General features: G+C 57.5%; 12 protein-coding genes and 1 pseudogene. 2 read left to right on the top strand and 11 right to left on the bottom strand.

Features of this window, described 5'->3' with window-relative positions:
- The 5 genes and pseudogenes from rplK to ACTF58_RS12690 all read right to left on the bottom strand — a co-directional run.
- Window positions 1-84 (bottom strand): annotated as a pseudogene (rplK, locus tag ACTF58_RS12710) (50S ribosomal protein L11); the annotation flags it as partial.
- A 151-nt stretch (window positions 85-235) separates the two neighbouring features.
- Complete coding sequence (gene nusG, locus ACTF58_RS12705; protein ID WP_438992340.1) at window positions 236-769, bottom strand: transcription termination/antitermination protein NusG; 534 nt, start codon at window positions 767-769, stop codon at window positions 236-238.
- Between the two features lie 212 nt (window positions 770-981).
- Entirely contained in the window at window positions 982-1,179 is a 198-nt protein-coding gene (secE, locus tag ACTF58_RS12700; RefSeq protein WP_438992339.1) for a preprotein translocase subunit SecE, read from the bottom strand.
- Between the two features lie 72 nt (window positions 1,180-1,251).
- Window positions 1,252-1,437: a hypothetical protein gene (locus ACTF58_RS12695; protein ID WP_438992338.1), complete on the bottom strand. Its 186-nt coding sequence runs from the start codon at window positions 1,435-1,437 to the stop codon at window positions 1,252-1,254.
- 64 nt (window positions 1,438-1,501) lie between these two features.
- Window positions 1,502-2,011 carry a hypothetical protein gene (locus tag ACTF58_RS12690; protein WP_438992337.1) on the bottom strand — a complete coding sequence of 170 codons (510 nt, stop codon included), beginning with the start codon at window positions 2,009-2,011 and terminating at the stop codon, window positions 1,502-1,504.
- A 150-nt stretch (window positions 2,012-2,161) separates the two neighbouring features.
- Between ACTF58_RS12690 and ACTF58_RS12685 the strand changes: the two genes are divergently transcribed.
- Entirely contained in the window at window positions 2,162-3,436 is a 1,275-nt protein-coding gene (locus ACTF58_RS12685; protein WP_438992336.1) for an aspartate aminotransferase family protein, read from the top strand.
- A gap of 272 nt (window positions 3,437-3,708) precedes the next feature.
- Here ACTF58_RS12685 and ACTF58_RS12680 read toward each other — a convergent pair whose 3' ends face one another.
- From ACTF58_RS12680 to xseA, 5 genes are all read right to left on the bottom strand, one after another.
- Window positions 3,709-4,806, bottom strand: a complete 1,098-nt coding sequence (locus ACTF58_RS12680; RefSeq protein WP_438992335.1) for a diguanylate cyclase domain-containing protein — start codon at window positions 4,804-4,806, stop codon at window positions 3,709-3,711.
- An 8-nt stretch (window positions 4,807-4,814) separates the two neighbouring features.
- Window positions 4,815-5,402 carry a heme NO-binding domain-containing protein gene (locus tag ACTF58_RS12675; protein WP_438992334.1) on the bottom strand — a complete coding sequence of 196 codons (588 nt, stop codon included), beginning with the start codon at window positions 5,400-5,402 and terminating at the stop codon, window positions 4,815-4,817.
- Between the two features lie 62 nt (window positions 5,403-5,464).
- Window positions 5,465-7,192 (bottom strand): DUF4153 domain-containing protein, encoded by a 1,728-nt coding sequence (locus ACTF58_RS12670; protein WP_438992333.1) that lies wholly within the window; start codon window positions 7,190-7,192, stop codon window positions 5,465-5,467.
- 586 nt (window positions 7,193-7,778) lie between these two features.
- Window positions 7,779-9,335 (bottom strand): trimethylamine methyltransferase family protein, encoded by a 1,557-nt coding sequence (locus ACTF58_RS12665; RefSeq protein WP_438992332.1) that lies wholly within the window; start codon window positions 9,333-9,335, stop codon window positions 7,779-7,781.
- Between the two features lie 101 nt (window positions 9,336-9,436).
- Complete coding sequence (xseA, locus tag ACTF58_RS12660; RefSeq protein ID WP_438992331.1) at window positions 9,437-10,972, bottom strand: exodeoxyribonuclease VII large subunit; 1,536 nt, start codon at window positions 10,970-10,972, stop codon at window positions 9,437-9,439.
- Window positions 10,973-11,045: 73 nt separating this feature from the next.
- Between xseA and purD the strand changes: the two genes are divergently transcribed.
- Window positions 11,046-12,311 carry a phosphoribosylamine--glycine ligase gene (gene purD, locus ACTF58_RS12655; protein ID WP_438992330.1) on the top strand — a complete coding sequence of 422 codons (1,266 nt, stop codon included), beginning with the start codon at window positions 11,046-11,048 and terminating at the stop codon, window positions 12,309-12,311.
- Window positions 12,312-12,408: 97 nt separating this feature from the next.
- Here purD and rpoH read toward each other — a convergent pair whose 3' ends face one another.
- A complete protein-coding gene (gene rpoH / locus ACTF58_RS12650; RefSeq protein ID WP_438992329.1) occupies window positions 12,409-13,305 on the bottom strand; it encodes an RNA polymerase sigma factor RpoH in 897 nt (298 codons plus the stop codon).
- Window positions 13,306-13,615: the final 310 nt, after the last annotated feature.

The raw sequence follows: 13,615 nt of genomic DNA, 5'->3' as shown, positions 1-13,615 counted from the left end.
CAGCGCCGGCCCAACGGGTGGGCTCGGGTTTGCTTGTCCTGCGGGCACTTGCAGCTTCATCTTGCCTGCGAGCTTCTTGGCCATTGGCCTTCTCCTTTTCCAACCCCCTCGGAACGCGTTCCTCAGGGCTTTTGCACGGGGTTACCCCGTGCCTGTTGTGTGGTTCGGTCTGGCTGCCGCGGCCGCCGCGCCTCCCACGCTCCTACATCGGGTTGCCCCGACGATCTCTTCGCCGTTACCCTTGCTTGGTAACTTGCGTAAATTCGAGTTCCACAGGCGTCTCACGCCCGAAGATAGAGACTGTGACTTTCAAGCGCTGGTTGTCGTCATCGACCTCTTCCACCATGCCATCAAAGTCCTCAAACGGCCCTTCAGCCACTTTGACTTTCTCACCCACTTCAAAGCTGATCATAAGCTTCGGTGCGTCCTCGCCTTCCTGAACACGGTTCAGGATCTGGTTTACTTCTGCATCCCGCATCGGCATCGGGCGCCCCTGCGGGCCCAAGAAGCCTGTCACGCGGTTGATCGAATTGATCAGGTGATAGCTCTTGTCACTCATTTCCATATGCACAAGAACATACCCGGGCATAAAGCGGCGCTCTGCCGTCACTTTCTTGCCACGGCGGATCTCGATCACTTCTTCTGTCGGCACAAGCACTTCGTCAATGGCATCCTCCAGCCCCTGCTCTTCAGCCTGCTGCCTGATCTGTTCCGCAATCTTCTTCTCGAAGTTCGAGAGAACACTCACCGAATACCAACGTTTCGCCATAGCTCTGTGCCCGTTCCTTACTGTGCCCGCCTGCGCAGGCCTTATTCCGATCTCCCGACAGCAAAAATCGGCGAGCAACTCGAATCGTCGCTCACCATGTCAGGATTTCATGGGGAGTTACATCTCATGGCTCTCAGGTTCAAGCCCTCACGCCCAAAAACAAAACAGCCTCGCAAATTGCGAGGCCGTCATCTCTCGTTTCAAGGCCGGCCTTAGCCGAAGACGTTCAAAATTGCCTGCAAGCCGTTGCGGATCAAAACATCCACAAACGCAAAAAAGATTGCCGTCAGTGTCGCCATAATAAACACCATCACCGTCGTCAGCATAACCTCACGGCGCGTCGGCCATACGATCTTTGAAACTTCAGCGCGGGTCTGCTGGATAAACTGGAGCGGGTTGGTGCGGGCCATTGGCGTCTCGTCTTTCTATCTGCTTTGGGGTCACTTACGCATAAGCCCCCCTAATTTCAAGGCACATTTACGCTATTCGGCAGGCTCAGAGCGCAAAGCAAGCCGTTCAAACGGATCCCCCTGCGACAAGGCGTGCCCCTCGCGCGCCATATCCCGCGCCGAACGGCCCAAATCAGGCGTATAGATCCCGTCACTCACGCGCGCAGGCAGCCGTGCCAAAATTCCATCAATACGGTCGGCCGCACGCTGCAAGGCCACAATGATGGCCTGTGCCCTCTCAGACCGCTTGCCCTGATACCACCCCCACACCGCCTTCAAAAGCTCACTGATCCGAGACGAGCCAAGCCAGCATGAAAAACAAAACAGGGATCAGCCAAGGCTTGAAAAGCATCACCAAGGCAAGCGCAACAAGCCCTGCCAGTTTCGCGTATTGCACAGTCTGTTCCTTATCAAACTTCACTCTGGCCTGAAGCGATTTTGGCCTCTCATATCGCCCAAATACCGCAAATCTTGCGAAAAATTCACGAAAAAAGGAGCGTGGCCGCAAGTCTTCAAACAATTGCGCCTGCTCCCTGTCAGACGGCACACCTCTTGAAACACCCCCTGCGCGACGCTCTCTCGCTTGGCCCGCAGACGTCACACGACGCGGCGCAACACGGCCCGCCGCAAGCTTTGCGCCTGCGTCGCCCTGTGCCTCTCCGGCCTGTTCCGGATGTGCCTCTGCATGGCGCGCCTCCGTCTCGATCAGGAGGCGCACAATATCAAGCGTTGCATCATCCGCAGCAGAATCGGGGGCGCTGATCGACGGATCTTGGTGTGTGCCAAGTGTCATGCCCGTGTTTCCACCTTCTATATCCCGCACGCTCTAGCCCGCGATGCGGGCTCCAAAACGGCTAAAATATGTCAAACTTGCGGAAACTGATGCGCAACCATCTTTCACAAGTGAACAATCTCACATAGCATCCCCCCAAAGGAGACCCCGATGGCCGATATGCTCGCCCGCCGCCGCGCCCTATTGGGCCCGAATGTGCCCCTGTTTTACGAAGAGCCTGTGCATATCGTGCGCGGCGAGGGTGTCTGGCTTTGGGACGCGAACGGCAAGCGCTATCTGGATTGTTACAACAACGTGCCCCACGTCGGCCATTGTAACCCGCGCGTGGTCAAAGCCATCAGCGCACAAGCCGCCACCCTCAACACCCATACCCGTTACTTACACGACGGCATTCTGGACTACGCCGAGCGCCTCACAGCCAAAATGCCGCCGAGCCTCTCGACCCTGCTGCTCACCTGCACAGGATCAGAAGCCAATGATGTTGCCATGCGCATGGCCGAAGGCATGACAGGCGCGCGCGGCATCATAGCAACAGACGCAACATATCACGGCAACACCGCGCTTGTGAGCCAGCTTTCGCGCAGCAATATCCCCGAAGTAGGCTTTGGCCTTGGCGATTATATCCGCCACATCCCCGCCCCTGACAGCTACCGCGCGCCCGACCCCGACGGCACAGCTTTCGCCGCCAGCCTTAAAGCCGCAATCGACGATCTGAACGTGTCAGGCCATGGCTTTGCCGCCCTCGTTATTTGCCCCTACTTTGTCAACGAGGGCTTTCCCAACCTGCCCAAAGGCTGGCTTGATGAGGCCGTCGCGGTTGTCCGCGCGGCTGGGGGCCTTCTCATCGCAGATGAAGTTCAGCCAGGCTTTGGGCGGATCGGGTCTCACTTTTGGGGCTTTGAGCGCCAAGGCATCACCCCCGACATTGTCACGCTCGGCAAACCCATGGCCAACGGTCATCCCGTCGGCGGCGTTGTCACCCGCCCCGATATTATGGCGCGCTTTCGCGAGGCCTTTCGATACTTCAACACCTTCGGCGGCAATCCAGTATCCTGCGCTGCCGCGCTTGCGGTGCTCGACGAGCTCGAAGAGAAGGCGCTTCCCGCCCAAGCCGCCCGTGTCGGCGCCTATGCCCAAGAGCGGTTGCGCGCGCTCATGGCCAAACATGAAGCGATAGGGGACATCCGTGGCGAAGGGATGCTCTTTGGCGCCGAGCTTGTGACAGACCGAACGTCCAAAACCCCGGCCACCGCCTTGACCACTCAAATCTTCAACGAAATGCGCCGCCGCGGCTTTCTCATGTCCAGCCTCGGGCGGGGTAAAAACACGCTCAAAATTCGCCCGCCCCTGCCCTTTGGCGAAGATCATGCAGAACTTCTGTTTGATACTCTGGACGAGGTGCTTTGCGCGCTGGCCCCCTCTTAGGGTCAGGACCCATTCATCTTGCATTACCAGTTTGACTGAAATTACCCCTGACGAAGATCGAGAGCGCAGGAAGAGTGGTTCTATTTTAAGCGCTTGATCTGAAGGCAGGGGCAATTTCTGCCAAAACCGATGGGCGCTTATGGCTGCGTGTCTCAACGGCTCCGACCGCTTGAAAAGCCGTCCAGCCTTATCTGCGCGCCCGAAACCGCTGATCTCACTCAGCCAAAGGCGCTGGTAACGCAAGATGAACGGGTCCTGACCCCGACACGGGCTTAAAGCAGACCGTCCTTGCGCCTGTTCTGCGCTGGTGTTGGCGCGGTTTTGCGGGGCGCAACAGCGGCCGGGATGCTGGTATTTTCCAGCCCCGTTTCAGCAGGCGTCTCACGCATTTCAACCCGAAAGAAGGAATGTTGCGCGCGCCCTGCGTGTTTTGAGGCATAAAGCGCAAGGTCCGCATCCGCCAGCATCTGCGCCGCCTCAGGGGCATCATAACTGAGCGACAAAACAGTGCCACAACTGGCCGACACATGACACATATGCGTGCCAAAGGGCATCGGCACCTCAAGCTTCTGGATGATCCGCCCCGCCACCCGCTCAAGCGTGTCGCAATCGGTCAGACCATCAAACAAAATCACAAACTCATCGCCCCCCACCCGCGCGACAGTGTCCTCGCTGCGGGTTTCTTCGACCATAATCCGCGCCACATTCTGCAAGACATGGTCGCCCGCCGCATGGCCGAGCGTATCATTCACCGCTTTGAAAAAATCCAGATCAATATGCATCAAGGCAAAGTCACGCCCAGCCGTGATGAGCCGCGCAAGCACATGGTCCATGGCACGACGGTTTTTCAGCCCCGTCAGCGTATCGGTAAAGGCCTGCTCCTCGGCCGCAATCATCGCCCCCTGCAGGCGCAGATTGAGCATTCGCGAGGCTTCCATCGCCGCAGACTTGGCCTCCACAAGATAAAGCATTTCAATAGCAAGATCGGTCGCCGCAAAATCACTGCTCACCAAGGCATAATCGCGCACCGCATCCAAAAGCGAGATCCCAAAGCCGAGGTTCACAACGGCCCCCCGCCTTCCGCCAAAAGGCGCCAGAACCCCCTTCAACGAAGTCTCAGGGGTGCCGCGCAGGCGCAAATGAAGTTTCACACCCTCAGACGCCAGCAGCCCCTCCATCGTCTGGACAGCCTGCGGGCGACGCAGCTCGAACACCTCAAGAAAAGACCGCCCCACCAAAGGCAGGCCGGCGCGCAACTTCTGCAAACTGGCCCCAGTCTGCACAATCGTTCCCGCCTCATCCAGAATAACGTGCATGGGGCAGAACGCCTCCATCAAGCTCGCCACCTCACTGAAATTCTGCTGTGTCACGGCCCCACTCATCCTGCTCGCGCCCCAAGCTCAAAGCCGCGCCCCGCCGCAAAAGCTTCTTCAATGAGCTGTATCTCTATTCTCTCCTTGTCAGCGACGTCGGAAAAATACTCCAAGATCACCAAAGCCCCATAATCATCCGCCATCGCCCGAAGCACCCCAAGCAAGACCGCGCCAAAGCCTGAGTTATGCGACAGAACCGTGAGGCTGAACTGGCCCGTCGCGCGCTCATCAAGCTCAAGCTCAGGCAGATTCAAATCTGCAACAGCCAGCCGCGCCCGGTCAGGCAAGTCCTCCAGAGAGTGCAAAAACTCGACAAAATCAACGCCGCCAAACCGCAAGAGCCTCCGCACTGCCTCGGTCTTTTGGTGGCTCACAAGATAGGTGCCAATGTCTTCCAAAACAGCTTCACGCGGCAAGAGCAGCTCACACGAAACCCTCTCCAAGACACGCTCGGTGAGCGCCGCATCATACCCCAACATCGCCTCAAACTCGACAAAGCCAAGCTCGGCCTGCTCTGCAATGCGCAGCCAAAGGTCATCGCCCCGCGTTTCTCTGACAAAACGTTCAATGGTCCGGTTGATAAGCCCGTGCATCTGCCTCAAATCCCTTCTTTAGGGCAGAATGCACAGCAGACGTTAACACCGCCTCAATGTAGCTAATTGTAAGGAAAGAAGATCACATCTCCAAGCCTGAGCGCCTCATAACTCTGCGGTTCAAGCAAAAATTCCCCCGCCATAACGGCGTCAAACAGCCCCCGCGGACGCGTCACACGCGCCTCCCCGCTCGCCGTCGCGCTCTGCGCTGCACTGTCGCCAAGAAAGATCCGCGAATCAGATTTTCGAACCACAAAAAGATCATTGCTCTCTTGCGTCACCAACAGCCCCAACAGCCCCAAATCGCGATTGCCCTGCCCATCTGTCACAATCAAAGCACAGCTCGGCGCCGCGCGCAGCGGGCACTCCCGCGAGATTTGCGCCAAGAGGCTCGCATCCATCTCGTCGAGTAGCGCATCACGCCCCTGCCCTTGCGGCAAGATCACCAAGCTGGCGCGCACATCCCGCCGCAAATCCAGAATCTGCTCCTTGCTATCTCTACGCTCAAACGCCCATACGGACCGCGCGTCGCGGGCCTCGGTGATCCGTGCCCGCAAGGGGGCATCTGCCACGGCCTCGATCGTTGCCAAACCAGCCTTGCCTGCGCGGCCCCAGTCATGCGCCATTTCGTAAACAGGCACAGCATCCGCCTCACTGTTCCCCGCCTCAAACCGCGCAACTTGGCTGGCTGTCGCAATCGCCTCGGCCTGAAAAAGCGGCGTCAACCAAAGCACCGCTCCCGTCCAAACTGCCAAAGCCATAGCCAAATTGCTCTGCCTGAGGCGCGCCCGCCAGCCCGCAGACCGCACCACGGCCCAAAGGTAAAACCCCGAATACCCCGTCAGAAACAGCGCGACATAGGCTGCGCTGACCCGTTCAGGCGTCCAGCCATAGTCCGCCACACGCAGCCAGATCGCATAGATCGAAAGCGCCACCAATACAGGTATCAAAAGCGCCATAAGCCGCGCCGCAAAAACCATCAAAGGCATATGGGACGCGCTGTCATCATCCCGATCGACAGCCGCCGTGATCAGCGTCACCCCCGCAAAAGCAACCGCCATCAAAACGCCAGCCGTCGAGAGCTTTCCAAACAAATCAGACAGGCCCCTAAACGGCAGTGCTCCCAGAAAAACGATCACAACCACAAGCACCAAGGGCAACAGCATCCGCAACAACCGATGCACCAAAACAGGCGAAACATACTCGCGCAACTCATGCACCGTCGCCACACCAAGCCCGAAAACCGCTCCGATCACCATAAATCGAAGCCAGATAATATCGAGCAAATCATCAATGATCTCGATCCCCACCAGCTTCAAAAGCGCATCTGACAACAGCAGCACCACAAAGATAAGACCCGCAAAAAGCCAGCCAGCCACATAGCGGATGAAAATCGCCCAGGCGCTGTCAAAGAGCCGCACATAACGACGCCAGCCCGCTGCCTCCTCAAGCGCTGCAGCCGCAAAAGGCGTGCCCACAAGCGCCACCACGCCCAAGGCCAGAATCGGATGCCCCGCATCATAAAACGCGCTCACCGTATCAAACCGCAGCCCGGCCCAAAGCGCGAGCCCGCCAGTGATCCCTCCCAAGAGCGAAGCCGGTAAAATCGCGCGCATTGGGCGTTCCGGCCCGACCAAAGCCATCAACACCGAGAAGAACACAGCCGCGCCCACTGTGAAGGCCAACAAGAGAAAGCCGCTGCCCAGAAGGTCGGGCAAATGCTCAAACACAGCCCAAAGACATCCCCCTGCGATCGCGCCAATAGCGGCCAACTCAAGCCTGTCTTTCATAACCTTCTCCTCTTTACCTGCCAAGTTTACGCCTAAGAGCTTGCGACGAAAAGCCAAATCCCACGGAGGCTCTGAGCGAGGACGGCCCAACACCGAGAAAGGGAGCGCTCAAACTGGAATTTCGAATTGCTTCGCAATCCGACCCGCGCGCAGGGCTGCGCCCTGCGCGCCCAAGACAGCAAACACTGGTCAGCCCCCACTCGTGAGCCATCTGCACAGCCAGCGTAAACCGACACCGGGCGTCTTTTGCCAGTGTCGGCTTTGGATATTTAGAGAAAGAAAAAGACAGGCTGAAAAACAGACCCTGTGCCAAAACGGGAGCCAGAGGCTTTGCCAATCTCACGGGGGTAAGATCTGTAGCAACTGACGGACCGCACGCAGAGGTAAGTCAATAGCAGCGCGACACACCCGTTTCCCTGTCCATACTGTTGTCTATATAGACTGCCCCATAGCTTGCCCCACACCACCCTCGAAGTCCGCTCAAGCAAAAGGCGGGCGTTAACCCGCCTGTTCGCCACTTTCATACACTTGAAATCACCTTCGGTTAGACTCCGCCTGATGATCGCTAGGGCCTTGTAACTGCTACTTAAAAATCAGTCGGAGCACCGCCCTCGTCTTTGCGGCGAGCCACAAAGGCTGCAAGCTCTTCGCGGATCGCCTCATCCATAGGCGGGGCTTCAAAGCTCGCGATGATCTCTTTGTACATATGATGCGCCCGCTCCGGCGTCCAAACAGCGCCGGCAGCATCCCAAGCTTCAAAGTTTCGCCAATCGCTCAGGAAGGGCTGATAGAAGGCCGTTTCGTAGCGGTCTTGCGTATGCTGAAGCCCGAAGAAATGGCCCTGTCCGCCGACTTCCGCAATCGCGTCGAGAGCGATATCATCCGGCGTCGTCGCCGTGATTTTCGGGTCCATATACCTTTGAATATGTTGAAGAATTTCACAATCCATGACGAATTTTTCAGGGCTGGCAATAAGCCCGCCCTCAAGCCAGCCGGCTGCATGATAGACCATATTGGTTCCGGAATGAACAGCCGACCACAGGCTGTTGGAGGTCTCCCAGATCGCCTGCCCATCGGGCACATTGGCCGCGCAGACACCCGAAGAGCGCATCGGCAGACCGTAGAACCGCGCGAGCTGTCCCGTCATCTGGGTGGCGCGCATATATTCAGGCGTCCCAAACGCAGGCGCGCCAGATTTCATATCAACGTTGCTGGTAAATGTGCCAATAACACAAGACGCACCCGGCCTGATATATTGCGCCAAAGCCACCGCAATCAGCCCTTCTGCAAGGCTCTGCGCCACGGCGCCCGCCATCGTCACAGGCGCCATCGCCCCCGCCAGTGTGAAGGGCGTCACAACCAGCCCCTGGTTGCGCCGCGCAAGGCGCATCCACCCGTCCAGCATCGGCTCATCATGCTTCAAAGGCGACGTCGAATTGATGTTGGAATACATCCGCGGCTTGGCCTCGAATTCCTCGTGGGTCAGCCCGCCTGCGATGCGCACCATCTCCATGTTGTCTTCGACACGTTCTTTACCGAGACAGTAGGTATGCACAACTTTATCTGTCAGCGTCAGCTTATCAAAGACGACGTCCAGATGGCGGATGCTTGCGTGAACATCCTGAGGTTCGACAGGATAGCCGCCACAGAAGTGAATACAGTTAAAGTATTGGCTCAGCTTGATAAAGTCTTTGCACATCTCACGTGTGCCGGTCATCTTGCGGCCCGTTTCCATCGTCCAATAGGAGGGCGGAGACGAGACGTTTCCAAAGACGATATTATTGTCGCCGATCGTGATTTCACGTTCAGGATTGCGTGGTGTGATGGTAAACGAGCTCGGCGCCTTGCCTATCATTTCCATAATCCAGTCACGGCCAACACGCACGTTCGTGTCTTTAATCGTAGCTCCGGCCTCTCGGAAAACCTCAAGCGCTTCAGCATTGAGAATCTCGATACCGATCTCTTCCAGAATACGCATCGCACCCTCATGGATCGCGAGCACACCTTCTTCGTTCAAAGGCTCTATAGGGCGGTCTATATTCTTGGGAATGCTCCATGGCATCTGCTCAATCACCGCCGCACCGCGTCGCTCGGCTGCCCCTGCTCGTCCGCCACCGCGCCCCTTACGTCCTGCCCGTGCCATGCTTGTCTCCTTTGAAATGACAGCCTGATCAAACAGCGCAGCCAGAGCACAAGCCTGTCTACCAGCGACGAAACCTGTCGGATTTGGAATACACAGCGCCGTTAAAAGAGCGAACCTTGCTGAGGCGGCTTGCCAGCTGCGCTGCCCCGCTTGGGCTTGCCCGTCAAGCTCATGCACCCGTCTATAAATTCGACCTCAAGCGCGCCCGCTTTTTGCGCCGCCGCTTTGGTTGTCACAACTCCGCCCTCGCCACGGACAACGGCATACCCCCGCGCCAGAGTGGCTTTGTAGCTCAGCGTCTCGCGCAAGCGGTCTGTCGCCTCAAGCCGCTCAAATAGCGCTGTCACTTGACGCTCGCCAGCACCTGAAACACGCTGAGATATACGCTCAAGATCGACCCGTTTGCGCCCCAGATCACGGATGATCGCTTCAACATTCAGCCGTGCACCGAAGCTTGCCAGCTGCCGTGCCCGCTCCTCCAACCCGCGCAACTTGAGGCGCGCGCTAAGGCTCGAAAGCCTCTGAATATCGCTACGCAACGCACGGCTAAGAAGTGAAGGCCGAAGGCTTCCGGAAGCATCAGAGAGCGAAACCCGCCGCAGCTGAACCCCGCGCTGAAGCGCCGCTGGCAAGCGATCACTCGCGCGGTCAAGCCGCTGACGCGGGGCTTCCACAAGGCTTTCGATGCGCGGCATTGCACGCGCCAGATCGCGCAGGCGCTGGCCCCGTCGGCTCACACCATTTGACAACGCATATGACATTCGCGAGCCCTGCTCACCGACCCAAGCCAGAAGCTCAAGCCGCACAGGCACCGCAAGCTCCGCCGCAGCCGTCGGTGTCGGGGCGCGCCTGTCAGATACAAAATCGATGAGGGTGGTGTCCGTCTCATGACCCACTGCCGACACAAGCGGAATTTGGGAGGCCGCAACGGCCCGTGCGACCACTTCCTCGTTGAAGCCCCAAAGATCTTCGACAGAGCCACCACCGCGTGCCACGATAATCAGATCAGGCCGTGGCAGCGCCCCGCCTCGGCTCAACGCATTGAAACCGGCGATTGCACGAGCGACTTCGCTGGCGCATTTTTCGCCCTGAACCGCCACTGGCCAAACCAGAACTTTGCGGGGAAACCTGTCACGCAAACGGTGTAAAATATCGCGAATGACAGCACCAGAAGGTGAGGTTACGACGCCAATCACGTCTGGCAAATAGGGAAGCTCCTGCTTGCGCTCGGGCGCAAAAAGCCCTTCGGCGGCAAGCATCTGCTTGCGCTTCTCCAGCATCGCCATCAGAGCGCCAACGCCCGCAGGCCTGATCTCTTCAATAATGATCTGATAGCGCGACTGGCCGCCAAAAGTGGTCATCCGCCCCACTGCGACAACTTCCATGCCCTCTTCGGGCTGCACCTGAAGCCGTGTGGCAACGCCCTTCCAAATCACTCCGTTGATCACGGATTTGTCGTCTTTTAGATCAAGATAAATATGCCCCGAACGCGGGCGGCTCACACGGCCCACTTCGGCCCTGATTCGAACGTGGCTAAACTCGCCCTCAATCACCCGCTTGATGGCGTTTGAAATCTCCGTAACCGAAAATTCGGGGGCATTGCCCGCCTCTTGGCCATCATCAATCAGATCGGACATTTCGCCTCGCTTGTATCTCTTTGCCCCCCAGCTTAGAACGCGAGAAAGTGAAGGCCAAGCAGGAGTTGCGCAAATGAACATCCTTATCCTTGGAAGCGGAGGCCGTGAACACGCCCTCGCATGGGCCACGGCGCAAAACCCGAAGTGTGACAAGCTCTTCGTTGCCCCTGGCAATGCAGGGATCGCCGAGCTGGCAGTCTGCATCCCCCTTGATATCAATGATGGCGAAGCCGTTGTCGCTTTCGCACAGAAAGAAGCCATAGACTTCGTAATCATCGGCCCCGAAGCCCCCCTTGCGGCGGGTGTCTCCGACACGCTGCGCGCAGCGAGCATTCTGACCTTTGGGCCAAGCGCCGCAGCCGCCAAGCTTGAAGCCTCCAAAGCTTTTACCAAAGAGATTTGCGATGCCTCGGGAGCGCCCACAGCGGGCTATGCCCACTTTACCGAGCACGCGCAGGCCCACGCCTATGTGAAGGCGCAAGGCGCACCGATCGTGATCAAGGCCGACGGCCTTGCTGCGGGCAAAGGCGTTGTGGTTGCCATGACGCTTGAAGAAGCGCTTGAGGCTGTTGACGATATGTTTGGCGGCAGCCTTGGCGCTGCGGGTGCGGAAGTGGTGATTGAAGAGTTTATGGAGGGCGAGGAGGCCAGCTTTTTTGTTCTCTGTGATGGCGAAGAAGCCCTCCCGCTCGGCACCGCCCAAGACCACAAACGCGTTGGCGAAGGAGACACTGGCCCAAACACAGGCGGAATGGGCGCCTACTCCCCTGCCCCTGTGATGACTGATGAGATCATCGCCAAGACAATGGCCGAAATTGTTCGCCCGACCCTAAGCGAAATGATGCGTCGCGGCACACCTTACCAAGGCGTCTTGTTTGTGGGCCTGATGATCAAAGATGGTGCCCCTCGCCTAGTGGAATACAACGCACGCTTTGGTGACCCCGAATGCCAGGTTCTTATGATGCGGCTCGGCGCACAGGCTTTTGACCATATCCAAGCGGCTGCCGAGGGCCGCCTCTCGCAAGCCAAGGTTCACTGGGCAGACGACCACGCCCTCACGGTCGTTATGGCCGCCAAAGGCTACCCTGCCGCTTACGAAAAAGGCACCGTAATTAAAGGCTTGGAAGCGTTACCACAGTCAAGCTCACAAATGGTGTTTCATGCAGGAACAGCACGTGCTGGCGAAACGATCACAGCTATTGGTGGGCGCGTTCTCGCCGTCACGGCACGCGCCGATACTTTGGAAGAAGCGCATCGACTCGCTTATGAGATGACCCGCCAGATCAGCTGGCCAGAAGGGTTTTTCCGGTCCGATATTGGCTGGCGTGCTTTGAGGTAATTTCGAATTTGCTTCGCAAATCCGACTTATTGAGGGGGACGCTGTCCCCCTCAAACTCCCCCTGGGATACTTGCGGAAAGAAAAAGGTTGGATTGAGTTAAGCGCTCGCGAGCATCCCGCGATCTTTAGCGAGATCACGCATACGCTTTTGTAGTTTTTCAAAGGCGCGCACTTCGATCTGTCGAATACGTTCACGGCTGACGTCATATTGGCTGGAAAGATCTTCAAGCGTAATGGTTTCCTCAGACAGGCGGCGCTGCGTCAGGATATCTTTCTCGCGTTCGTTCAGCACATCCATTGCCTCAGCCAGAAGCTCCCGCCGCGCAGTCAGCTCGTCACGGGCTTCATAATCACCTGCTTGATCTGCATCTTCATCCTCAAGCCAGTCCTGCCATTGCATCGTGCCTTCGCCTTCAGACCCGACTGTCGCATTGAGCGAAGCGTCTCCCCCCGACAAACGGCGGTTCATTGAAACAACCTCCGCCTCGGTTACACCAAGGTCTGTTGCGATACGCTGGACGTTTTCAGGGCGCATATCGCCTTCTTCAAGCGCGCCAATGCGCGCTTTGGCTTTGCGCAGATTAAAGAAGAGCTTCTTTTGTGCAGAGGTTGTGCCGAGCTTTACGAGACTCCACGAGCGCAGGATATACTCCTGAATGCTCGCCCTGATCCACCACATCGCGTAGGTCGCAAGGCGAAAGCCTTTTTCAGGATCAAAGCGCTTCACGGCTTGCATTAAGCCCACATTCGCCTCTGAAATCACTTCGGCTTGTGGCAGACCGTAGCCGCGATAACCCATGGCAATTTTAGCCGCGAGCCGCAAATGTGAGGTGACCATGCGGTGAGCCGCTTGCGTGTCTTCCTGCTCCACCCAAGCCTTGGCAAGCATATATTCTTCTTCGGGCTCAAGCAGAGGAAATTTACGAATTTCTTGCATATAGCGGTTCAATCCGCCTTCTGGCGTTGGCGCAGGTAAATTCTTGTAGTTACTCATATTCTGTTCCCTCCCATTATGTAACAGGGCTTAACATCGATCTAGGTATGCGACGGAGCAATTTCAAGCCTGCCGTCTCTTACAAGCCACCTATGACCGATCTCATAACAATCTAGATTTGTTACGCAGCTTCACGCATTTGGGATCAATATAACAGGGTCACGCCTGACCAGTGGCATAAAATGGCTCAGCAAAGCCTAGGGAAACAGCCCGCTCAGTGCCTTTGGGAAGGGCGGCATCCAGCAAACCGACCAGATCCGCAAGCAACGCTTGCATAAAGGCCGCATCGCGGTGCGGCTTGTTCAACATT

The organism is Lentibacter sp., from assembly GCF_965657785.1.
Taxonomy (GTDB): Bacteria; Pseudomonadota; Alphaproteobacteria; order Rhodobacterales; family Rhodobacteraceae; genus Lentibacter.
This window is presented reverse-complemented; position numbering and strand designations above follow the sequence as displayed.